General features: G+C 48.2%; 22 protein-coding genes. 14 read left to right on the top strand and 8 right to left on the bottom strand.

Translation table 11 applies throughout. The features are described 5' to 3' along the window. Nucleotides 1-66 precede the first annotated feature (66 nt). On the top strand, nucleotides 67-576 hold the full coding sequence (locus ACLVWR_RS11495) for an NUDIX domain-containing protein (RefSeq protein WP_413580793.1): 510 nt from the start codon (nucleotides 67-69) through the stop codon (nucleotides 574-576). A 246-nt stretch (nucleotides 577-822) separates the two neighbouring features. Then, nucleotides 823-6,192 carry a thrombospondin type-1 domain-containing protein gene (locus ACLVWR_RS11490; protein ID WP_413580792.1) on the top strand — a complete coding sequence of 1,790 codons (5,370 nt, stop codon included), beginning with the start codon at nucleotides 823-825 and terminating at the stop codon, nucleotides 6,190-6,192. On the opposite strand, the gene ACLVWR_RS11485 is transcribed toward ACLVWR_RS11490, so the two are convergent. Next, nucleotides 6,189-6,749, bottom strand: coding sequence for a TetR/AcrR family transcriptional regulator (locus ACLVWR_RS11485; RefSeq protein WP_413580791.1), 561 nt, complete (start codon nucleotides 6,747-6,749; stop codon nucleotides 6,189-6,191). The genes ACLVWR_RS11490 and ACLVWR_RS11485 overlap by 4 nt on opposite strands. A 126-nt stretch (nucleotides 6,750-6,875) precedes the next feature. Between ACLVWR_RS11485 and ACLVWR_RS11480 the strand changes: the two genes are divergently transcribed. The 4 genes from ACLVWR_RS11480 to ACLVWR_RS11465 all read left to right on the top strand — a co-directional run bounded on the left by ACLVWR_RS11480 (nucleotide 6,876) and on the right by ACLVWR_RS11465 (nucleotide 10,094). Beyond that, nucleotides 6,876-8,036 carry an FAD-dependent oxidoreductase gene (locus ACLVWR_RS11480; RefSeq protein WP_413580790.1) on the top strand — a complete coding sequence of 387 codons (1,161 nt, stop codon included), beginning with the start codon at nucleotides 6,876-6,878 and terminating at the stop codon, nucleotides 8,034-8,036. Nucleotides 8,037-8,216: 180 nt separating this feature from the next. After that, complete coding sequence (locus ACLVWR_RS11475; RefSeq protein ID WP_413580789.1) at nucleotides 8,217-8,522, top strand: hypothetical protein; 306 nt, start codon at nucleotides 8,217-8,219, stop codon at nucleotides 8,520-8,522. 4 nt (nucleotides 8,523-8,526) lie between these two features. Continuing rightward, a complete protein-coding gene (locus ACLVWR_RS11470; RefSeq protein WP_413580788.1) occupies nucleotides 8,527-9,342 on the top strand; it encodes a TIGR02147 family protein in 816 nt (271 codons plus the stop codon). Further along, nucleotides 9,339-10,094 (top strand): hypothetical protein, encoded by a 756-nt coding sequence (locus ACLVWR_RS11465; protein WP_413580787.1) that lies wholly within the window; start codon nucleotides 9,339-9,341, stop codon nucleotides 10,092-10,094. The genes ACLVWR_RS11470 and ACLVWR_RS11465 overlap by 4 nt, the downstream gene beginning before the upstream one ends. 63 nt (nucleotides 10,095-10,157) lie before the next feature. Here ACLVWR_RS11465 and rpe read toward each other — a convergent pair whose 3' ends face one another. From rpe to lptG, 4 genes are read right to left on the bottom strand one after another with little or no spacing between them, the layout of a single operon-like run. Further along, on the bottom strand, nucleotides 10,158-10,784 hold the full coding sequence (gene rpe, locus ACLVWR_RS11460; protein ID WP_413583498.1) for a ribulose-phosphate 3-epimerase: 627 nt from the start codon (nucleotides 10,782-10,784) through the stop codon (nucleotides 10,158-10,160). Between the two features lies 1 nt (nucleotide 10,785). Next, a complete protein-coding gene (fmt, locus tag ACLVWR_RS11455) occupies nucleotides 10,786-11,730 on the bottom strand; it encodes a methionyl-tRNA formyltransferase (RefSeq protein ID WP_413580786.1) in 945 nt (314 codons plus the stop codon). After that, entirely contained in the window at nucleotides 11,723-12,337 is a 615-nt protein-coding gene (def, locus tag ACLVWR_RS11450) for a peptide deformylase (protein ID WP_413580785.1), read from the bottom strand. Before def ends, fmt begins: the two co-directional genes overlap by 8 nt. A 27-nt stretch (nucleotides 12,338-12,364) precedes the next feature. Continuing rightward, a complete protein-coding gene (lptG, locus tag ACLVWR_RS11445; RefSeq protein WP_413580784.1) occupies nucleotides 12,365-13,444 on the bottom strand; it encodes an LPS export ABC transporter permease LptG in 1,080 nt (359 codons plus the stop codon). A gap of 99 nt (nucleotides 13,445-13,543) precedes the next feature. On the opposite strand from lptG, the gene ACLVWR_RS11440 reads away from it, so the two are divergent. The 5 genes from ACLVWR_RS11440 to ACLVWR_RS11420 are packed head-to-tail and all read left to right on the top strand — an operon-like array spanning nucleotide 13,544 to nucleotide 17,372. Next, the gene (locus ACLVWR_RS11440) at nucleotides 13,544-14,632 is read left to right on the top strand and encodes a response regulator (RefSeq protein ID WP_413580783.1); all 1,089 of its coding nucleotides are present in this window, start codon (nucleotides 13,544-13,546) and stop codon (nucleotides 14,630-14,632) included. Between the two features lie 53 nt (nucleotides 14,633-14,685). Then, nucleotides 14,686-15,510, top strand: a complete 825-nt coding sequence (gene nadC, locus ACLVWR_RS11435) for a carboxylating nicotinate-nucleotide diphosphorylase (RefSeq protein WP_340599280.1) — start codon at nucleotides 14,686-14,688, stop codon at nucleotides 15,508-15,510. Continuing rightward, nucleotides 15,510-16,277, top strand: a complete 768-nt coding sequence (locus tag ACLVWR_RS11430; RefSeq protein ID WP_413580782.1) for a biotin--[acetyl-CoA-carboxylase] ligase — start codon at nucleotides 15,510-15,512, stop codon at nucleotides 16,275-16,277. Before nadC ends, ACLVWR_RS11430 begins: the two co-directional genes overlap by 1 nt. Further along, entirely contained in the window at nucleotides 16,277-16,825 is a 549-nt protein-coding gene (locus tag ACLVWR_RS11425) for a thioredoxin family protein (RefSeq protein WP_413580781.1), read from the top strand. Before ACLVWR_RS11430 ends, ACLVWR_RS11425 begins: the two co-directional genes overlap by 1 nt. A gap of 4 nt (nucleotides 16,826-16,829) precedes the next feature. Beyond that, nucleotides 16,830-17,372 (top strand): GyrI-like domain-containing protein, encoded by a 543-nt coding sequence (locus tag ACLVWR_RS11420; RefSeq protein ID WP_413580780.1) that lies wholly within the window; start codon nucleotides 16,830-16,832, stop codon nucleotides 17,370-17,372. A gap of 11 nt (nucleotides 17,373-17,383) precedes the next feature. Here the strand turns inward: ACLVWR_RS11420 and ACLVWR_RS11415 are convergent, their stop codons facing one another. After that, complete coding sequence (locus tag ACLVWR_RS11415; RefSeq protein ID WP_413580779.1) at nucleotides 17,384-18,808, bottom strand: methyl-accepting chemotaxis protein; 1,425 nt, start codon at nucleotides 18,806-18,808, stop codon at nucleotides 17,384-17,386. 272 nt (nucleotides 18,809-19,080) lie between these two features. Here ACLVWR_RS11415 and ACLVWR_RS11410 point away from each other — a divergent pair, with 272 nt between their 5' ends. Continuing rightward, a complete protein-coding gene (locus ACLVWR_RS11410) occupies nucleotides 19,081-19,725 on the top strand; it encodes a Crp/Fnr family transcriptional regulator (RefSeq protein ID WP_413580778.1) in 645 nt (214 codons plus the stop codon). A 48-nt stretch (nucleotides 19,726-19,773) separates the two neighbouring features. Here the strand turns inward: ACLVWR_RS11410 and ACLVWR_RS11405 are convergent, their stop codons facing one another. After that, complete coding sequence (locus ACLVWR_RS11405; RefSeq protein ID WP_413580777.1) at nucleotides 19,774-20,538, bottom strand: TerC family protein; 765 nt, start codon at nucleotides 20,536-20,538, stop codon at nucleotides 19,774-19,776. Nucleotides 20,539-20,696: 158 nt separating this feature from the next. Here ACLVWR_RS11405 and ACLVWR_RS11400 point away from each other — a divergent pair, with 158 nt between their 5' ends. After that, nucleotides 20,697-22,031, top strand: a complete 1,335-nt coding sequence (locus ACLVWR_RS11400; RefSeq protein WP_413580776.1) for a C1 family peptidase — start codon at nucleotides 20,697-20,699, stop codon at nucleotides 22,029-22,031. Beyond that, the gene (locus ACLVWR_RS11395; RefSeq protein ID WP_413580775.1) at nucleotides 22,021-22,425 is read left to right on the top strand and encodes a hypothetical protein; all 405 of its coding nucleotides are present in this window, start codon (nucleotides 22,021-22,023) and stop codon (nucleotides 22,423-22,425) included. Before ACLVWR_RS11400 ends, ACLVWR_RS11395 begins: the two co-directional genes overlap by 11 nt. Here ACLVWR_RS11395 and ACLVWR_RS11390 read toward each other — a convergent pair. Further along, complete coding sequence (locus ACLVWR_RS11390; protein WP_413580774.1) at nucleotides 22,422-23,135, bottom strand: SIMPL domain-containing protein; 714 nt, start codon at nucleotides 23,133-23,135, stop codon at nucleotides 22,422-22,424. The genes ACLVWR_RS11395 and ACLVWR_RS11390 overlap by 4 nt on opposite strands. Nucleotides 23,136-23,257 lie beyond the last annotated feature (122 nt).

Genomic DNA, 23,257 nt, shown 5'->3' with positions numbered 1-23,257 from the left:
CACCAAAACTCTAAACACTTGCTCTACAATTCTGGAATTACCTGAGTTCAAGGTCAAGGAGACCCGATGGCTAGACCCGCCTTTAGAGACGACAAAGAATATTATGAATCACTCCCCGGCAAACGCATCAGCACCGGTGCACTGGTGTTCTACAAAAACCAAGCTCTACTAGTGCAACCTTCATACTCCGCGGGATGGATTTTGCCAGGGGGCACAGTCGAAGCCGAAGAGTCACCAATGGAAGGACTCATTCGTGAGGTGAAGGAAAACCTCGGGATCATCATCACCCCGACTCACGTCTTGGCAATCGACTACATTCCCAACAAAGATATCAAGGGTGAGTACTTAAGCTTCCTGTTCGGCGCCGTGGACTTAAGTGAATCACAGGCGCAAAATATTTCGGTCTCCTTGAAAAATACCAAAGATTTTAAATTCGTCGACATGAACATTGCGTATTCAATGTTAGTGCCCTCGGTTTCCCGGCGTGTGCAAAGCGCGCTAAAAGCGGTGACTGAAAATTATGTGATGGTTTATCTGGAGGATGGGAAAATTCCGCCGCGGGATTTGCCTTTATAAATTTTTTATGCACACCTGTGCACAGTCTTAGGTAGCGACAACAAGAGGCTTTTTCACTCTTAAACATAGAGCCTCCAGAGTATTGATTTAAAGCAATATGAAATAAAATACGTCTCACTTTCATTCGCTCACCCTCGATATTTATGAAGAAAATGCCGATACAAAGATATGGTATTTTTGAACGTTACACAACTCTTTATCGCTATTGCGACCTTATTGGTATCCGCATGCTCCATGGATGTTGCCATGAAGTCAGGTGTACTTGTGGATGCGCAGATTGAAGTCGTGAAGAGTACCGCAAGAGCTGACGATCTTGATACGATCATTGCCGAAATTACACTAAAAAACAAAAACAACGAATCACCCCTCGCCCAATATGACATCAGCCTATTGATCGACAACCAACCCACCGTTGAAAATCCGAACTATTCAGTGACCTGCTCACAGACCGATTCCAAAGGCCTGGCGACTTGCAATATCACATCGAATGTTTGGTCGAAAATCAAACTCCGGGTTGATACGGGAGAACCTGAAGGATCGATCGATGCGATCACTCAGGAAGCCAATGCGAAAGAAGCCATTTTCTATGACATATACTCGACCGCAACCGAAACCTACCCAGGTTCTTTCACGTCTTATGCGAATGCCACTTCCGGCGTAGTTTCCATCACTCTGACAATCAAAAATACAGATAACTCTCCGACCATCGGTATGAGTCCCATTATTTCCATCACCGGACCTGGGACAACAACTGTTTCGTGCAGTGTCTCTGACAATAACGGTGTATCCATTTGCCTGGTTCAGGCCGATCTTCCAGGCTCCTATAGCGTTGAAGTCGCAACTCCCCGTCTACAAAATCCGGTGCCCATTGTTTTCCTTTCCAGCACTCGCTCTTGTACAATCGCCAACGCCACAGCACAGGAAGTCTGGGATGAAAATGGCTCTGCGGCATGGGGAGCCTGCACTATCACCTCCTGTGATATGAACTACACGCGCACAAGTGACACGACCTGTGTCGCTGATGTTCGTTCCTGCGACCCCTTCCCGACGGGTGCCGATAATGCGCAACAAATCTGGGAGGAGAGTACACAAAACACCTGGGGTGCCTGTGCAATTTCAGCATGTAAAATTCACTACAACATGGTTGGAACTGGAGCGGCGGCAGTTTGTGATCCAGACACTCGCAAAGTTGCGCCCGAAAATCTTCCTCCTCACACGACAGAAGCCGAGCAGACTTGGGACGGAAATGACTGGGGTCCTATTGTCGCTCTCAAGTGCGAATACCCTTATAAAGTGGCAGCCGGTGTTTGCGTAATGGCTGACGTTACCCCAGACGCTTTCATTCTGTTGGACAAGTACCAACAAGACCTTAATCAAATTATTTATTCGGATGCGATTGCAGTTTCAGGAACTGAACTGGATATCGAAGTGATTCTTTCAGGTGACGCTTCCGGCTTTGCACAACGTCTGCCATTCGGAGGTACTGAATGGATTCCATTCGATCCCACAACTGAAAAGGTTGCCAGTGGTGACGCCATCCGCTTGGCTTTGCAATCAGCGGCCACAGTGAGCACTACTTCGTCCGTGATCTATGCCCTAGGCGCAATGCCCGCCCTTGAATGGAAAGTAACGACTCGGGATTTCACTCCGCCAACGGACATCACCTTGATCCATGATAACAACGACAAAAAATTCCTTCTGGGATGGACGAATGGTGGCCTGGGCAATGGTGCTTCCCAGTGTTTGATTCAATTTCAAAAGAATTCCTCAGAGTGGACCACGGTGGGAAGTACGGTGGACTGCGACTCTCCACTACCAGAAACTGAATTCTCACTTCCGGATTCGCTGGGCTTTTCGACTTACTGGAATGCCACCGGAATCCCCGTGCGCATTCTGCGTCAGACGGGCTCCGTTTCGCTGTTCCAGATACCTAAAAAACTAATCTGTATCGCCGAAGCCGACGAACCCGCTGTGGACGATGTCCTTCGCGATGAGAATTGCAATACCAACTGGCTGGACGACGCGGACAGTATTCCACCAGTGGGAGGAAGCTTCCTTATCAACGAAGCCTCTCCAGTTTCAAAAACACTGGTTCAGTTGTCTATCATTTGCCCGGTCGACAATAAGAGCGATGTTGTCGTTGCTTATGGTGAAACCAACCCTCCGACACAATTTGCTCTTTGTACGAGTTCGGCACCTTTTGAACTAAGTTCCGGTTCCGGATTGAAAACTATTTACCTGCAGTTCGGAGATTCCGTTGGGAATTATCTTCCGATCATTTCACAATCCATCTACCTGGATCAAACCCCTCCAAGTGCCGGCACGTTGAGCATTAATTCCGGGTCCACTGCAACCAATAACGCCAACGTTACTCTGACACTAAGTTGCCCTGTGGATAACGGCACTCCTGCAAAAGTGGCCATTGCCAACACTCCAAATCCTGGTGATCCCGAAGTTTCAGGCGACTGGCAAACCTGCTCGACCACCGTTCCGTTTTCTTTGACTGCTGGAGATGGCAACAAAACTGTTTACGTTCGCTATTTGGATGAGGCTCGAAACGTCAGTCCTGATATCAGCGACGATATCGTCCTAGACACTACGGCACCAACGGGAAGCCTTGGCTATTTGAATGACTGGCAGAATAGTCCTGACATTTCCATTGCTATCAATGGCGCTGATGCCAGCACAAGTGTTTCCTCTTGTGAGCTTCAGGTCGCAACAGCTGCAATAGCCACGGGCACAATCGGTAGCTTTGGTTCATGGTCGACAGTGTCCTCTACTTGCGGAAACCAAACATTTACCAATGCACAAAATAACACCGCTTATACGTTTAGATATAGTATGACCGATGCGGTAGGTAATTCTGCCTGGATCACAAGCCCTTCAATTACCAAAGTCGACCTCCAAGCACCCGTCGGTGGAAGTTTTGCTTTCAGCGCGAATGATACGAACTCCCGCGCCACTAAACTCAATATAACCTGTCCGACCGATGAAAACGGCTCAGTAAGAATGGCCTACGGCAGCACTTCTTCACCGACGAACTGGCAGAACTGTGTTGCCGTCAAATCGTATGTGCTACCAAGTAACGATCCGGTGCAAACAGTGTATGTTCGATTTATTGATGACTTCGGCAATATCACGGTTGCATACAGTGATTCTATCAACGTGAACATCTCCGAACTGGGCTCAGGCAGCTTCTCGATCAACTACGGAGAAGAGTACACCAATAATTTATTGGTCGGACTGACATTTGACTGCCTCAAAGATGGCTCGAACAACTATCTGAATGTGGCCACGGGCAACAGTGCAAATCCCGGAACTCCAGGCAATGCCTCTGATTGGTCAGCCTGTGTTTCAAACTCCACTCCCCTTGATCATACACTTGCGACAGGTGATGGTACTAAGACTGTGTACGCACGCTATGACGACAGCGGCACGCCAAGCGCAGACTTTTCAAAATCAATCATCTTGGACACCACCAGCCCCGTTGCCAATTTGGCTTACCTAAACGGCTGGCAAAATACGACGACTGTTTCGGTCACGACAACAGAAACCGATCTGCTTTCTGGAATTGCTGCCTGTGATTTACAAAAATCCGAGGCGCCCCTGACCAATGGAGTCGCAGGGGCCTTTGATGCGTGGAGCACCGTCAGCACCACTTGTGGCAACTATAGTCTTGAGGGCGCAAACGGCAACGCCTATAAGTTCCGCTATCAGGTGACGGATCAAGCCGGCAATCAAAGCACGTGGTTTGACAACGGTTCATTGACGATGGTCGATACCACAGCTCCCGTTGGTGGTAACTTTACTATCAGTACGGCATCGCCAACAGGAACAACGGCGACATCTTTAGCGGTCACGTGTGCGACAGATACGCAAAGCACTCCGCAGGTAGCATTCGGTGAAACCTCAACTCCGACCAACTGGCAAGCCTGCGCAGCTTCCAAGGCATGGACACTAAGTACCGGCTCGGGAACAAAAACCATCTACATGCGCTTTAAGGATACTGCCGGTAACATATCTGCTGTTATTGCCCGCAATATTTACCTGGATCAAACAGCTCCAACTGGTGGGACCCTAGCCATTAACGGCGGAGCCGCCTATACAAATTCACTCAATGCCGTTCTGACTTTAAGTTGCCCGCTGGACAATGGATCGCTAACAAAAATCGCCATCGGCAACAGCACATCTCCTGGAAATCCCGCTGTTCCTGGTGACTGGCAAGCCTGCAGCACCTCGGTCAACTACACTCTGCCAGCTGGTATCGGGACCAAAACCGTTTACGTAAGACATATGGACTCTGTCGGCAATGTTGGCTCCACCATTTCTGATACGATTTACTTCGACAATGTCGTACCTACGGCTTCGATTTCTTATACCAACGCATGGATCACAACAACCAGCACTACTGTAACGGCAACTCAAGCTGATGCGAACGCGGGTCTGGACTATTGTGAGATGCAACTGGCCCAGGCGACAGTATCAAGTGGTACCGTGGGCACATACTCTGCCTGGAGCACCGTCAGCAGCACTTGTGGAAATTACACTTTAAGTGGTGTCAGCGGCAAAGCTTACAAATTTCAGTATCGCAGTAAAGACAAAGCCGGCAACGCCAGTGCTTGGTCTGCGCCAGCAAGTGTTATAAGAATTGATACCACGGCCCCATCGGGAGGATCAGTCAGCTATTCGAATACAATTCAAACAACTACGGCCATCCCGGTCACTGTCAATAAAGGCACTGATCTAAATTCCGGAATGAGTGCAACCAACACGGACTATGTCCTTCAAGTTGCGTATGCGACATTGAACACCTCCACGCTGGCCTGCGGAACATTTGGAGCATTTGCCGACACTGGAGTATCAGAAACTGCCGCAGCGACTTCATATAGCTACACCGGAATCCAAGGACGCTGTTATCAATTCCGTTATGTGGTAAAAAATGTCGCCGGATTATCCGCGACTTATACCGGCACGAACACGACGAAAATTAATTACACCTATTCTTGGAACAGTGGCGCTTGGGGCGCATGTACCGGAGGAAGTGGTTCTTGGTCCTACGGGTCTTGGGGGGCGTGTACTGGAGGCTCCGGTAGCTGGTCCTACTCGGGCTGGAGTGGTTGTTCGAAAACTTGTGGTGGCGGCACTCAATCTCGATCAGCGACTTGTAACAAAAACAGCGGTAGCGCAACGCAAACTCGTTCTGCATCCTGTGACCAGAATGCGAATAGTGGAACCCAAACCCGTTCTGTGACCTGTCTTCGCAGCGATAGCACAACTGTCGCCGACACCTTCTGTACAGGTACGGAGCCAGCCTCCAGCCAACGTTGTACACCGACTTCAGACTCTGTTTGCGGAACAAAAACCGCAAGCCAGACTTGTACACCAACCAGTAATTCCGTTTGCGGGACGGTGGCTGCGACCAGTCAGTCTTGCAATACGCAAGCGTGCTGTAATGCGGCCAACAACTCAAGCAATATGTGTGCTGGAAACTACGTTCGCACTATGTTAGCAGGTATGAAAACGGCGGCATACTATTGTGCATCTGGCTCCATGTCTGGAGGATCTAACTGTACGGGAGCACAGAATCTGATTGCCTGCACGTTTACCTGTTACTAGTAAGAAGCGCCCTTTTTTAATATTTCAAACAATGAGCGAAGCGCCACTTTAGGGTTCGCTGCACCCATCGAGCGGTGATAGGCATCTAAAACGAAACGCGCGATGGCCCCCGCCTCAATCGCGGTCAGAACCTTGACTTCCTTGCGTATTGCTTTTGCCAGTGCAGCCTCATGGCGAAGCCACATTTGCTTTGAATACAAATTCAACTGCGGAGTCTCTTCAATCAACTTCATGAAAACTTTAAAGCTTTTGCGCTGACTGTCCTCCAGGGAATCCAGACCTTCAATGCCCGTCTGTAAAAGTGCCTCGTGGACCGACTGTCCTTTTTTTCGTTTCAAAACAGAATCCACCAGCTGCTGTTCCTGTTCAGCGTCTTCATCAAACACCAGGGATTCTTTCGTCGGAAAGTAATTAAAAAGCGTCGGCACTGAAACCAACGCTTTCTCTGCGATCTCGGCCGTGGTGACGTTGTCGTAGCCGCGCTCGATAAAAAGTCTGGTCGCCATATCCGAAATCGCTTTACGAGTTTGTTTCTTTTTTTCTTCTCTTAGTCCCAAAGTCAGACACTCCCGGCCGTCAAATCGAATCAAAGGCCTTTGCAATTATTATAGTCACTTAAATTTTTAATTCACTATAAATTTACCACCAAGGGAACTATTCTAAGAACAACAAGGAGCCATATCATGTCCCAGAATTCACAACATCTTCCCATCGCCATCATCGGTGCCGGCTTAGGGGGCTTAACGTTGGCCCGCGTTCTGCACCTTCACGGAATCAAAGCCACGGTCTTTGAAGCCGAACCCTCCCCGGACTTCCGCCCCCAAGGCGGCATGCTGGATATTCACGATCACAATGGTCAACTGGCCCTGAAAGATGCTGACCTGTTTGAAAAATTTCAGGAATTAATTATGCCCGGAGCCCAGGCCACCCGCGTGCTGACGCCGCAAGGTCAGATTTTAGTAAACGAGCCCGATGACGGAACCGGCGGCAGACCCGAGGTCAAACGAGGAGAACTTCGCCGCATTCTGCTGGAATCCATCCCTGCTGAGTCCGTTCGCTGGGGACATAAAATCACGACAGTTGCGGGAATCGGAAATGGAAGACACTTGCTGACCTTCGCAAACGGCCACTCTATAACAACGGATCTTTTAATTGGTGCCGATGGTGCTTGGTCCAAGGTTCGTGCAGTTTTATGTAAGGAAAGTCCCACCTACACCGGCACTACCTTTATCGAAACTTATCTGCACGAAGCCGACACTCACTATCAGGAAAGCGCGAAGGCCGTGGGTGGCGGCGCACTTTTTTCAACAGCACCTGGCAAGGGAATCCTGGCACATCGAGAGCCCAATGGCGTTCTACATACCTACGTCGCTTTAAGTAAGCCGCTGGAGTGGTTTGCTGCCATTGACTTTGGTAATGCAGAAGAAGCCCTTCACCGAGTAGCACAGGAATTTGAAGGCTGGGCGCCAGAGCTGCGGGCCCTGATCACGCACGGAGAAACCAATCCTGTCGCCCGTCACCTGTATACGCTATCCACCGATGTCAGATGGGATCGCATCCCGGGAGTGACTTTATTAGGTGATGCCGCCCATTTGATGATTCCATCAGGCGAGGGAGCCAACCTTGCGATGTTCGACGGCGCAGAACTGGCTAAAGCGATCATCGCCAATCCGGATAATATTGAAGCGGCTTTGGAGGCGTATGAAAAAGAGCTCTTCCCTCGCAGCTCGAAAGAAGCAAAAGAAGCCCTACGCTTGCACAAAATACTTTTCGGCAGCAACGCGCCTCAAAGCCTCGCTGACTTTTTTGCGAACCCAACTTCAGCGACCACTCCCTCCCCATAGCCCGCCTTTAAACCCATCCAAATGGCTCTAACTGCAATAGATCTGACAGTAGTGTAGTTTTTACAGGTGGTCTCTGAGTTTGGCCCTTAGAGACCGCATTGATCTCTGACCTGTCGCTGTTTCGTGATATGAAATGCTAAACCTGACTTCAGAAAAAACCCAACTTTATAGGAGTTAAAAATGAAATCAGTTTTCTTTGTTTTGATCGCGATGACATTCTCAGTTTCTGCACACGCAGGTGAAGCCCTTTGCGGAGCAACGGCATTGGATGTGGTTCAGTATTTAAATCAACGTGCAACGCCAGACTTTAAGAAATCAATTCGCATTACAAAAGCCTCGTCAATTCAATCTGCAGACCCAACTGTAGCTGCAGAAGTTTTCACAATTGAAGCCTTGGACAATGGTTACGAAGTTCGCGTAATTGCCTGGGACGCTGACAGCAAACCTGTTTGTGAAATTGTAGGCTACAAAAAACTTTGGGACTAATAATTTGAGCAAGACTGGTTCTTTTTTCCATTATGAATACATAAAGCAAGAGCTTGCGAAACGGATGCAGGTCAACCCGCACTATTCGCTGCGATCTTTTGCCCGTGATCTTGGAGTGGGCCACTCGTGGCTTTCCGAGTTTCTGGCTGGAAAAAAGGGCCTGTCTGATTCAACAGCAGAAAAAATTGTTCAGGCTTTATCATTAAGCCGTCAGGATGCGGAACTTTTCAAGTTAAGCACCCGTGCCGCCCATGCCCGGTCCAGTACCGAGCGTGAGCGCGCCTTTACAGAACTTCAGCAAATAAAACCTAAAAGCATCCGCAAGGTAAAAGCGCAGGAAGTGGTCCGCGCGGGATCCTGGTATCATCTGGCCATCCTGGAATTGACAGAGCTTCCGGACTTTAAACATCATGAACTTGATATCGCACAAAGACTGCGTCTGCCAAAACCCACTGTCAGTCGCGCCCTTCAGGATCTTATTTCCCATGGACATTTGAAAGTCGAGAATGGCCGAATGCAGGCCGTCTCTGCCCAGACAGAATCCGATATGGACGTACCAAGTGTCGCCATTCGACAGTATCATGAACAGATTCTGCAACTGGGACAAAGAGCCCTGCACGAACAAATCGTGGAGCAACGAGAGTTCATGAGCACCACCTTTGCCTTCAGCACGGAGCGTATGGTGGAAGCAAAAAAAGCCATCCGTGATTTTCAAAGCTTTTTTGCAAAAGAGTTTTATCAGGAAACCGACAACAAGGACTCCGTCTATCAGATGTCGATGCAGTTTTTTCGCATGGATAAAAAAGGGAACGGCCTATGAACGTATTCTTGGTTTCAGTATTGATTCTAATGTCTTCCCTGGCTCACGCTGGTCCGCGAGTCATTGGCAATGGTGGTGATTCTGTTTCTTTAGAGTTCGTGAAGGTGGCTCAGGAAGTTCTTTATAAGATCTATTACTCGAATCCCCAGGATTTTGATCTAAAAGGATACGAAGCTGCGATCCAATCAACAAAAATCGAATCCACCGACAGGCAACTCCTTCTGGAAGGTGTCCCAAAAGACGCCATCAACTATCCGAGTGAAAAACGCATCATCTTCAATCGTAAGGCATGGGCCCAAATGAACCTGGAGCTTCGCTCCCTGATGGTGCTTCATGAGTACCTGGGCATCATGGGAGTCAATGACTCGACCTACGCGGTCTCTTCAAGACTTTTACACATCCGCTCTTTTGGCATCAGCAATATTCTATGCAAAACAGACTCTGGGTATGGCTGGGGAGAAATCTTTATCAAACACAACCTGCCTGAAGATCAACAGGCTCTTGTCGCAAGTTTCTCGATTCACCTTAAGTCATCCCAAGGCGTTGTTCAATACGCCGATCAGAACCAAGTCGTAGTCAAAAAGGACGACTTAGGTCGATTGATTGCCAATCGCGCCATGAGCTTAAACCTGACTTCAGAGCGCGGGCCCTTCTTGGTATCTCTGACACCCAATGGCTTTGAAAATCAAATGCACGGATTCTTCTTTGTCAGCGGCCAGACATTTCCTGTCAGCTGCGTGATACGTGAGTAACTCTTCAACACCACGCAGAACCGATATCGGTTATGTGTCGCAATAAGAAATGGGACCTGACACCTAACGAAGAGACGCGATGGCAGTTTTATAATCTTGGCTGAAGACGTAGCTGCCGGCGACGAAGACGTCGGCTTCGTGACAGAGTTTGGCGGTTTCAGCGTTGATGCCGCCGTCGACTTCGATCAGGCAGTTTAAGCCCTGTTTGGTGATTTCTTGGCGAAGGCGAGAGATTTTGGCGATCTGATCGTGCATGAAGGATTGCCCGCCGAAGCCTGGTTCCACGGTCATCACTAGCACCAAATCACATAAATTCAATAACGGAATAACTGAATCAACCGGAGTACCGGGACGAAGAGTGATCCCCGCCTTTGCTCCCAACGCCGTGATTTGACGAAGTACCGAAGCGGGATCTTTGGTTGCTTCCACGTGAATCGTCAAATAGTCAGCACCGGCTTTGATGAAGTCCGCGATATATTTTTCCGGCTCGGTGATCATCAAGTGAACATCCAGCGGAATAGGAGAAACTTTTTTAAGTGCTTTAACAACAGGAATACCGATGGTCAGATTCGGCACGAAGTGCCCGTCCATCACATCCACATGGGCCCAGTCGGCTCCCGCTGCCGCAATGGCTTTGACTTCTTTTTCAAGATTAGCAAAGTCAGCGGACAGAATTGAGGGAGCAACCATTTTAGCCAATTTTATCTCCGGGTTTAAGCGCATGTCCTTTTAAGAAATCAGACACCTTCATACGATTGCGGGATTCCGGCTGAACTTCAAGCAATTTCAAAAGCCCATCGCCCGTTGCGACAGTGATGGAATCCGCATCCACCGCAGTCACCGTGCCCGGCGCCGCAGAACCAGAAGCCGGCAAAGGACGCACCACATGCAATTTCAATTTTTTACCATCAAGCAAAGTGTAAGTACCCGGGCCATAAACAAAGCCGCGCACTTTGCCATCGATGGATTTTGCAGACTTGGTCCAATCAACCTGTGACTCGGCCTTGTCAATTTTAGGAGCGATCGTCACCAACGATTCATCCTGTGGAGTCGGCGCCAGATTTCCGCGCACGTAATCCATCAACTCCACTCGCAACAAATCCGCACCCAAATCGGCCAGCACATCGTGCAACTGCAGAGCATGCATCTCGGGAGTGATCTTCACGCGGCGAATACCAATGATATCCCCCGCATCCAGTTTCTTGACCATCTTTTGCAAAGCCACACCGGATTCTTCATCACCCGCTTCAATCGCACGCTGAATCGGAGCTGCCCCACGCCAGCGTGGCAAAATTGACCCGTGCACATTCACACAGCCAAACTTGAAGGAATCCATAAAGTCTTGCGTAAGAATTTGCCCGAAGGCCACAACCACGCCGACTTCGGCTCCCCAAGAGCGAATTTCCGCGACGGCTTCAGGATCTTTTTTAAGGGATTCAGGAGTGATAACTTTCAGACCGTGTTCAAGTGCGAGCACTTTCACCGGACTGGGTGTGAGTTGCATTTTTCGACCCGCCGGACGATCCGGCTGAGTCACAACTCCAACGACTTCAAAATGGTTATCTGCTAGAAGCGCTTTCAAAGATGTTACAGCAAATTCTGGAGTTCCCAGAAAGCAGACGCGGATCTTACTCACGCTCTTCGCCTTCTAGCTCTTTGCTGCGGGCTTTTTCCATTTGTTCACGTGTAGGATAACCGTGTTTTTGAATTTGTTTTTTGATCTTGTTGGATTTTACAAAGCTCAAGTGGTCGATAAACAAAGTACCTTCCAAATGATCCAACTCGTGCTGCATGCAAATCGCCAGCAGACCATCGGTTTTAACGATGAACTCTTTGCCGTTCACATCATAAGCGCGCATTTCGATATAGTCATAGCGCTCAACAGTTTCGTAGTAACCCGGTACCGACAAGCAACCTTCGTCAAAAGTTGTTTTGCCTTCACCTTTGACGATTTCGGGATTGATCAAAACCAGTGGTTGCACCACTTGTTTTTCCAAATCAGTCATCTCTTCGTCTTTGTAGCGACGACCTTTGTCGTCTTTAGGGCGAGTGTCGATCACGATCATGCGGCGAAGCTCGCCAACTTGAGGTGCTGCCAGGCCGATACCGTGGGCATCGTACATGGTCTCAATCATGTCCTCTTGAAGCTGTTTCAGCTCCGTTGTACCGAACTCGGAAGGCTTCACAGGGTCAGCAACCTCGCGAAGTCTCGGGTCTGGGAAAGTGAGGATTTTCATGATCATAGGGCCTCCAAAGTGGCCCCCATTATATCAGCGTTTCAGCCTTTTGAGAAGGACCAAGGCCAAAGCACCCATTAAGATATTCGGAGCCCAAGCGGCCACCACCGGAGGTACTGCCCCCTGATTCCCCAAAGTAATCCCAGATGAATAAAACACGTAATAGGCGAAAACCAAGCCCAGACAGATCCCTAGGTTCAACATGGTGCCCCCAGAACGAGCTCTCCCCACGCTAAAAGGCAGGCCCAAAAGGCTCATGACAAGGCCTGCGAAAGCGAAGCTCATTTTAGACAGGTAGCCCACTTCATAGGCAACCGTATCCAACCCCGCGTCCTTGTTCTTTTTGATGAAGTGCTTAAGCTCCCCTTGGGACATCATTTCGGCGGTTTGCCCCGCACTTTGCAAATCCTTGGAGTCCTCTGCCATCACGATGCTTTTGTCTTTGAAATCCGTGGTCAATGGAAAGCTGGAGTCTTTGGTAAACAAAGTTACAGTTCCCTTTTCCAAGAGCCATTGGGAACCGTTGATGACCACATCATGCGCCGTGATCATCTGCACCAAATCCCAATCATCGCTAAAGAAATACATCGTCAGCCCTTGCGCGCGGTCGCCCTTGGCACTCAGGGTTTTGATATTGAAAATGGAGTCTTTGGTGCGATACCAGATCTTGTTGGTTTTCACCGTCGAAAAACGATGCGGTTCTTTTTTCAGTTCATAATAGAGAATATAATTCTTCTGCGTGTTCGCCCGTGGCACCAGGCGGTCCGTCATCAAATAACCGCCGGCGGAGATCAAAATCACCCACAGCAGAATTGGGGTCGAAATACGCATCAGACTCATTCCGGCAGAAAATAACGCAACGAGTTCGTTATTCTTGTTCAGGTTTGTCAGGGTCAAAATCGTGCCCAACAAACAAGCAACCGGAAGCAATTTCGAAATAATGTCTGGGAAAGAGTAAAGGTAATAACTAAAAAAGGTCGCCGTACTGACGTCTTTGTATTGGGAAATCGTCGACATCGCGTCGACGGCCGTGAACAAAGTCAGGAATATCAAAAGGCCACCCAGGAAGTAGCCAAAGAAAAGCCAAGAGGTATATCGATCAATTCTGTTCATTCTTAGAGTTTCCTTGACTCAGGTCCAAAATCCTATTTAACTTTGCTTATGGCTTTACGCGTCTTACTTGCAGATGAGAGTTCCACAATCAAAAAGGTAATGCAACTGGCATTGTCCGACTTCGCCGTTGAGGTGAAAGCGGTCCCAGTAGGTCTTGATGTTTTACCTGTCGCTAAAAGCTTTAAGCCAGACATTGTTTTTGCAGACGTACTTTTGACAAAAAGAAACGGCTACGATGTCAGCCTGGAACTAAAGAACGATTCTGAAACCACAAATATTCCTGTTGTTTTGATGTGGAGTGGTTTCATGGAAATCGACGAAAACAAGGTCACTGAATCCAGAGCCGATGACCGCTTGGAAAAACCATTCGATGCAGAGCACCTGCGTGGTTTGGTAAATAAGTTGGTTAAAAAAACGGCGGAAAATCCTGTCAGCCAGTATTTAACATTCCCTGAAATGCCTGAATTCGAGGAAATGCCTGCTGAGGGCGGCTCAACTCAAATGGACGCTGGCATTTCTGCGGCCGATCCAGAGTACAACTCCCTGGATGCGATCCCGGAAATCAGCGAAGACGAAGCGATGAGCCTTGATGTTCCTGGCGAGGAATTCGCATCCGTTCCTTTGACAACACCGCGAGGTGAAGACGAAATGGACGAGGGCGGCTGGGCTCACCAGGATTTAACAAAATTTAAATTAAATATTCCACAGAATGAACCTGACGACTTTGCGTCTAAATTTGTAATTCCTCAAGACGAGGATTTATCAAATGCCCACATTGAAGTTTCAGGGAACTTTGAGGAAATCAGCTTTGATGAGAATGGCCCGGATTTGGCACAAAAACCGGCTCCAGCTTCAGCTAAAGCACCTCCGGCGAAACCACCAGAGGATTCTTTCCTGGGTAAGGTTGAAAAATCCGTCAAAGATCAAATGATGGAAACCCTGAATAAAGGGCCTTCCACCAGCAAAGCGCAACCAAGTGCTGCAGTGGCAAAACCTGTTGCCACTAATGCTCAGCCCAAAACCCAATCCAAGGTGGACTTGTCCAGCGAAATGATGGAAAAGATTGTTCGTGAGGAAGCTCGTGAAGTGATCGAATCCGTATGCTGGAAACTCCTTCCCGAGATTGCAGAGCGCATCGTTCGCGAAGAGCTGAACAAGCTTATGCGCGAAACCGAGAAATCTATCTAGTACCTTTTTCTCTCTGAACCTCACATCAAGGTACGCCCTATATGTGAGGTCTTATGACACTTATTGATCTGATCCGTGCTGCCATCAAAGAAGACATGCCCCAAGGCGATGTCACAACTGAGTCACTCGCATTAACCCCAAAATCCGGCCGCGCACGTCTGAAAGCCAAAGAAGACATCGTCCTTTCGGGCGCAGCTCCTTTTGAACAAACCATGCAAATGCTGGAACCCAACTGTCGCGTGAAATGGCATTTCGAGGAAGGCGACGAAATTTTGAATGGCCAAATTATCTGCACGATCGAAGGCGATCTTGTGCAAATCCTGAAAGCCGAGCGCGTGGCTTTGAACTTCCTGGGTCACTTGTCCGGTATCGCGACCGTCACTCGCCGATTTGTAAATCAGGTAAAACACACAAAAACCAAAATCCTGGATACGCGCAAAACAACTCCTGGTTACCGCGAGCTTGAGAAAAAAGCCGTCGCCCATGGTGGTGGCGTGAATCACCGCATGAATCTAAGTTCTGCGATCCTGATCAAGGACAACCATATTTCCGTCATGGGTGGCATCACCAATGCGGTGAACCGCGTGCGTGAACACAGCAACCTGCCGATGGAAGTGGAAACCCGCACCCTGGCTGAAGTGAAGGAAGCGGTGGGCTTGAATGTCACTCACCTGCTTTTGGACAACATGGATAACGACATGCTGACACAAGCTTTGGCTTTGATCCCTGAGGGTGTGAAAACTGAAGCCAGTGGCAATATGAATCTGGCGCGCGTGCGCTCAGTCGCTGAAACGGGCGTGACTTATATCTCTGTCGGAGCTTTGACACACTCAGCACCAGTTGCCGATGTAAGCCTTATCTTCGCGTGGGAGGAATAGTGGCTGGAAAAACTGTGAACGAAAATCCCATGAGCGAAATCCGTATCGGTGATGTGACGGCCAAATGGGCTCGCAACAATCACCTGCATGTGGAATACAAAGATAAACAGGAAAGCACCAACCTCACTGCCAAAGAATTGGCGTTCGAGGAGGATTTACTGGAAGAGGCTTTGTGCCTGTTCGTAACTGATCATCAAACTGCTGGCCGTGGCCGCGGTAAAAACACGTGGACTGATTCCACAGCTGGTTCTTCACTACTAAGTTCCTGGTCATATCTTTTGCCGATGATGCCACAACCAACGGCTTCGTGCCTGGTGGGCTTGGCGGTGTATCGTGCGTGCTCAACAACTTGGCCGTTTTTGAAATGGAATCTGAAAGCACCGAATGACATCTACATCGGCGACAAAAAAGTGGCAGGCATTCTGCTTGAAACTGTCGCCCAAAATGACGAAGCCCGCTTCATCATCGGTCTGGGTGTCAACGTAACATCATCACCGGCAGCGGTGGAAACCTCAACCAGCATTTTGCAATCCCTGCCCGAGGGCGCGCCCCTATTGGGTGAAGACTACACAGCGTTTTTGGACCGCTTGGTATTTGAACTTTCCGATGCGGCTTCACACTGTGATCAGCCACTAAGTCCGACGGATCAGCTTTCTTTATTGCACGCTTTGAATCTTCACCCGTTGTTGAAAGAAAAGTACACGGCGATGGAAGCGGATGGTTCTTTGTACCTAGGTGCTAAAAAAATCAACTGGAGCGAACTGTAATGGCTACGACTTTTACTCCTTTTCCTGACTTGGGGAATTCGACGCCGGAATTTAAACTTCCTGCAGTGGATGGGAAGACGTATTCACTGAAGGATTTTTCCAATGGGAAACCTTTGGTGATTATGTTTATTTGCGCCCATTGCCCGTATGTTCAGGCTGTTGAAGAGCGCTTGATCCAGCTTGGGGCTGACCTAAAAAAGGATGGCGTTAACGTGGTGGGAATTTGCTCCAATGATCCTAAGGACCATCCTGAAGATTCATTTGAGGCCTTGGCAAAACGCTGGAAAGAAAAAAACTATTCTTTCACTTACCTGGTGGACGAAACACAGGAAGTGGCCAAAGCATTCGGTGCAGTTTGCACGCCGGATTTCTTCGTTTACGATGGCCATTTGAAACTTTCCTACCGTGGCCGCTTGGATAATTCCTGGAAGGATGCCAGCAAGGTCACTGAACGTGAATTGTACAATGCCGTGCAAACTCTTTTAAAAAATCAAAAAGTATCTGAAGAACAGACAGCCTCCATGGGCTGCTCAATCAAATGGAAGTAAGACAATGAGATATATTATAGTTTTTGTTATCGTGATGGTTGCCTCTTTCGGCGGTTACCTTGCCACTTACCTAGGTGCGTTTAAAGGTGTGGAAATTTCCGAGGCTCAACAAGGCCCGTTTAAAACTCTCTACATCGAACATGTCGGGCCTTACCACAAAGTGAACAAGGTGATCGAAAAAGTTGAAAAATTCATGGCCAGCAAAGGCACTATTTGCCAACGCACTTTCGGTGAATACCTGGATGATCCTCGTCAGGTTGAAGAAGCCCGCCTGCGCTCTCGCGTGGGCTGCTTGATTGAAAGCATGCCGACCGATGTTCCAGAAAACATGAAAGAAGGCGTCATCCCGGCAAATCACTATGTCGTGGCGGTGTTCACAGGCTCCCCGGGCATCGGACCTTTGAAAGTATATCCACGTGTTGAAGAATACCTTCAGCAAAAAGGTTTGGCAAAAACTGCGACAGCGATCGAGATCTATGAAATCCACTCGATCACTGAGAAGTCCGCAATGACGACGACTTACCTTTTCCCGGTTCAACCGAAGTAAGTCCTTATCTTTTAGCTGCCGAAAACAACCCGCTCAAGAGAGTCCACGGACTCCTTGAGCCGCGTTGACTGCGCTGAAAGCTCTTCCGCTGAAGCGGCTGTTTCCTCTGAGACCGCTGCATTTTCCTGCGTAGTTTGATCCAACTGATTCATTGCCTGACCGATCTGCGAAACACCCCGACTTTGCTCCTCGCTGGCTTGTGCGATGTTCAAGTTCAAATCAGCCACTCTGTTTACCGCTTCTAAAATTTCACCAAATACAGCTCCGCCATGCTTTGCCTGCTGCTCTCCCGTTTCAATGCGTGCCGCACTTTCGTTGATCAACGAGGCAATGTCTTTTGCCGCTTCCCCACTTCGATGTGCAAGCCCACGCACGGCTTCGGCAACTACCGCAAAGCCTTTGCCCTGCTCACCAGCGCGAGCGGCCTCAACCGCAGCATTGAGTGCCAATAGATTAGTTTGAAATGCGATATCATCAATCACGCTGGTAATTTCAACCACCCGCTTGGAATCACTTGAAATTGAAGCCATAGATTGCACTAACGCCTGAATCTGTTGACCACCGACTTCAGCAACACCTTTCGTCGCTTGCGCCAAAGTTGATGCCTCACGCGCACCCTGGGAGTTCGCCTGAACCATCGACGACATCTCTTCCATAGTTGCTACTGTCTCTTCCAATGATGAAGCTTGAATTGTCGAGGCCTTTGAAAGAGAACCAGATGATTCTGCAATCTGTTGTGATGCCGCTTCCACCAAGTCACCGGACTCTTTCAGAACTCTTGAAATATCCTGAAGGTCTTTCATCGGACGTCTAAAAACAAAAACAGCAATCATCAAAGCCAGTAAACTTCCCGCCAAAACACACAAAGCCATATAGCCTGCAGGAGATGCCTCCCCTTTGGCCGCTTCTGCGGCGTGTGCTTCTTTTACCATACTGCTGACTGCGAATACTCCGTGAAGCTTGCCGTCCTTCCAGTTTTCCATGGTGTATCCCAAAATGTCTTTTCCGTTTTTCCAAGGACTCGTGGATGGTTCTCCGTGGCAAACCAGGCAACCATGGGCTTCGCGAATATAAACCGGACGAAAAACACTCACTTGATTTTCATTATTGATCACCAACTCCTGAAGTTTCGGATTGGCTGCGAACTTTTTGAAGATTTCCATCTCCACCGGGGTGGCAGAATTTTTTACATCACGGGGCTCATCTGAAAAAACCCGGAATCGATAATGCTCCTGTTCAGAGTCTGCGGCGCCGATTTTCATTCCGGCATAAATCGGCACCTGTTGCAGAATAACTTCAATGTCCTCTTTTGTTAGCTCGCTTGAGTCTGAATACTTCTTAGTATAACGCTCTACCATTGGGGCAAGCCCCCCTTGGTTCGCAACGTAGCGAGAAGCCGCATTCAATCGGGAATGAATGGTCCGGGCTTTTTCCACGAGCCCTGAACGAAACTGCACTTCACTGAAATAGAGACAGGTTACCAGAGCTCCCGCCGAGCAGATCAAACAGGACACCATAACAGAAAATAGAAATTTAAATTTCAACCCTCTTCGGTTAAACCACTTCACTGTTTTCCCCTTTTTCTTATGTTCGAAAACCGTGAATTAATTATTGATGCTAAACAGACTGGAAATAATGATTTGTATCTTTAACGGATATGATGCAAATCATACGACGTGAAAATTCCTTATGATAGAGGCTCGGCTTTATGGTGCAATCTCAAATCAAAAAATGCGAAAACTGTTTCCTGTTAGATAAGAAACTGAAGATCAAAGACACTACAGTTATCTCACTTCTGAAAGACAAATCAGTTCAACATATTCAAAGCAAGGGCTGTATTTTAAGTCAGGGTTGCTTGCCAATGAATATATACTGCGTCGCCGAAGGTAAAATCAACACCATCGAACGCGACATCGAGGGGCGCGAGCACCTGGTGTCCACGTTTACTCCCAGCAATCTGTTTCCGTTAACCAACGTGATCACGGATCATCCGACTAATTTTGAATATGTCTCTGAAGGAAAAACCCGGCTTTGCAGCTTTCCGGTAAAAACCGTGCGCGATCTTTTGTCAGTGGATCCACAACTATCCATTTTGTTTTTAAAGAATGCCTGCAGCAAAGGCCTTAACAGCTATGAGCGTATCGTCACTTTGCAGTCGAAAAGCGCCTCTGACAAAGTTCTAAGAACGGTTGAGCAGTTCATGAATGAGGATGGCTATTGCCATCTGACCCGCAAGGAAATTTCTCTATGGGCCAATCTGACGATTGAAACCGTGATTCGCACTCTGACAGCCCTAGAGAAAAAGAAGCAGGTCAAAAAATCATCCAAAGGTATTCAGATCCTGCCCCAATAAAAAAGGCCTCGCGAACGAGGCCTTTTTTAATTAAAACTTCAGGATGTTCTATTTCTTTACCTGATCTTCATCAGCGAAACGCTCGCGCAATTTCACTGGCTGTTTCGGCTTTTGTTTGCGCATCTTAATATTCAACATCTCAACACCGACCGAGAACGCCATCGCAAAGTAAACGTAACCTTTTGGAATATGCACTTCCAAAGCTTCAACGATCAACGTGAAACCGATCATCAAAAGGAAGCTCAATGCCAAAATCTTAAGTGATGGATGGGAATCCACAAAGTTGCTGATGGATTTTGCGGAAACGATCATCACGATCGCGGAAATCACAACCGCTGCGATCATCACTCCGATTTCGCTGACCATACCAACTGCAGTGATCACAGAATCCAACGAGAACACCACGTCCAACAATAGAATCTGGAAAATCACTGCGCTAAAAGAATGTGCCACGTGGCTGGATTGACTGCCTTCAACCCCTTCCAGCTTGTGGTTGATCTCCATCGTACTTTTCACGATCAAGAACAGACCGCCCAGAAGCAGGATCAAATCACGACCCGAAATTTCCTGACCGAACACTGCAAACAGAGGCTCCGTCAACCCGATGATCCAGCTTAACGAGAACAATAAGATCACGCGCGTAATGACCGCCAAAGCCAAACCCGTTACGCGGGCTTTGTCCTGCTGCTCTTTTGGCAACTTACCGGCCAAGATTGAGATGAAAATAACGTTGTCGATCCCCAGAACAAGTTCCAAGGCGAATAGTGTGAAAAACGCGATCCAGATTTGTGGATTCGATAGCATTTCGATCATTTGAAGAGCACTCCTTTAGTCGTGTTAAATGAAATTAAAGGAGCCCTATGGTTTTGACTACAGAAATCCTCTCACGTGGCGCTTCCAGGGACTTCAAATTTGTTAATTTATTGGACGCACCCCTCACCTGTTGGCTCTGGGGAACCGATAATGATTCCATGAATTTAGTGTTCTTCGTCCTCATTTTTCTGGGTTCTTTGGGAGCCCTGGCCCAAACCGGCGCAAGCCCGTTTGGCGAGGACCCTTGCGCAGATTCCAGCGCTCGGGAATTTTTTAGCATTCTTAAAGACAGCTACGACAAGACGGATTCAACGTTTTCCATTTCACTACTAAAAGCCCAAATCAAAAAATGCGGCAAAAAAACTCAGGATGTTTTGAATGTGGATGAGAGCTTTTTGGACTCCATGGCAAAAGAGTCCCGCGAAAAAGAATTCGCTAAAATTAAAACAAATCTGGAAAAGGCCTCTGAGTACGGCGAAATAAAAGAGCACGAAAAAGACTTCATCAACTACGCCAAGAAAACCGGCAACACCGACTACGAGTCTTATCTTTCCCAAAAAAAGGCGCAAGGACTTGCCGCGGCTGCGAACGAAAAGAAGTCCTGCTCACCTGTGGATATGAGTAAAGATATGCCGCCGATTCGCAATCAGGATTCCGTAGGTTGGTGTTATGCCTTTACCGCCGCCGACCTCCTTTCCTACAAAACCAAAAAGAATATCTCTGCAGCCGATATCGCACTTGAAGATCAAAACAACTGGATCGACAGCATTGAAAGAGGCTTCAAGGGATCTACTGCAGCGGACTTTAAAGGCGGCTGGGTCGACCACTCGCTGAAAAGCATGCAGAAAAAAGGACTCTGTTTGGAAACGGACCTGTCCAGCGAAGACAATAGTGGTGGCACGTTCGCGGACTCTCTACGCAGTCTGGATTCCTGGGGCCGGGCCAGCATTGCAGCCAAAAGCCGTGACTGTAACAATCTTTACGCGGAATCCAAAAGATTATTTCCTGGCTCAACTCTTTCTGATCTTCAGGAAGTTGTTAAGACATCATCCAAAAGAGACTTCATCAACAACCTTCGCGAAAAATCCTGCAAACGCATTCCGGCGAAGTACGAAGTCGTCACCATGACCAAACAGGGATTCCACAGTAAGATTTACGACAAATTGAACCGCAGCAGACCGGAAAAAGATTATGCACAGGCCTTGGATGAGCAACTCAGCAGCAAGAATCCTGTCGGAGTTTCCATCGATGCCAATGGGTTTAGTGATCGTCGCTCTCCGGCGCTGACTTACGATAACTCTGCACCTCATGCCGTGTCTGTCGTCGGACGTCGCTTCAATGAATCCACGGGTCAGTGTGAGTACCTGTTACGCAATTCTTACGGCGCAGGATGCTCTGGCTATGACAGTACTCTAGAATGTACGAAAGGCATGATATGGATGCCGAAACCGGATCTCATGTCACGCACCTGGGGGTTGAGCTATGTTAAGTAGTTTATTAACGCTGCTGACATTGACCACATTTGCTCAAACTCCACTTGTTTGTGAAAAAGGCTTCATGCGTGAAACCTCCAACGGCAAGGTCACAGAAATTGCAGCGACGTATTGCTATAACGAAGACCGAAACATTTTGACCTCCCCTGCCTGCAAAACACTGGAGTGCAAAAGCGCCTTTAATGCAAATAAGTTGATTGATAAAAAAAAAGTCATGAACCCAACCAGCAATCCCGGCTTTAATATTTGCCGGGAGCTTGGTGGGAAACCACAGATCGTGGAATTTAAAGTGGGAAAAGACTGGCACCGGCTGGATCGTTGTACTTTTAAAGACGGATCCTTCGTCAGCACCAGCGAACTTATGGGTTTCTATCTGAAACCCCGCAAGTTTTAGTTAATTTCGTACTCTGCAGTCACTTCAACGCGGACTTTTATTTGACCGGCACTTAGCTCTGTCGGAGCCGAATCCGCCATTGCTTTCATCGCGAAATTTCTCATGACTGGCACTGGTGGCTGAGTTGACTGCGCACCATGACTGATGCGGGAAACACCTTTGATTTTGACTCCTGCTGCTTTCGCAATCTCTTCGGCTTTCACTTTTGCCGCGCGAACTGCATCCGCCAATGCCGACGTCTCGGCTTGTTGGCGTTTGTCTGAATCCCAGTTAATGGAGTTCACGTTCACGCCGCTCTCTTTAGTTTGTTTCTCAGTGACCAAAGCATCCAAGAAACGTCCTGCATCGTCCACTTTATGAAGTGTTACCATAAGTGATTGTACAACACGGAAGCCGACCATTTTGTTAGCCTGCGCTTTTTGGTCATACACATATTCAGGATTCAAACTGTAGTTGTCGGTTTGGATGTCTTCTTTTTTGATTTTAAATTCTTCGAAAACTTTTTTAACATCCTTGAACTGATTCGCCGCCAGTGATTGAGCTTGTTTCGCGGTTTGTGCTTTGCTCCAGATCTCTACAGTCATCGTGACCATATTTGGATCCAAGCCTTTTTCAGAAGTTCCGCTGACTACGATCATACGATCTGCTCCTTGGGCAAAACCGCCCCAGAGTGTGACAGACATAAGTAAGATACCTAATAGTTTCCTCATAATAACGCTCCTTCGCATTGATGCCTCTCAGAATAAAACAAAACATATATGAGCTCCAGAGGGATTGACGAATATCCTGCGCCTTGGCAAACTTTGTCTGTTCACAAATAAATGAAGGAGTC

Origin of the sequence: Bdellovibrio sp. HCB288 (assembly GCF_047305935.1) — a bacterium.
In the GTDB taxonomy this organism is placed as follows: domain Bacteria; phylum Bdellovibrionota; class Bdellovibrionia; order Bdellovibrionales; family Bdellovibrionaceae; genus Bdellovibrio.
The sequence above is the reverse complement of the archived record's forward strand: the minus strand, read 5'-3'. Positions and strand labels throughout refer to the sequence as shown.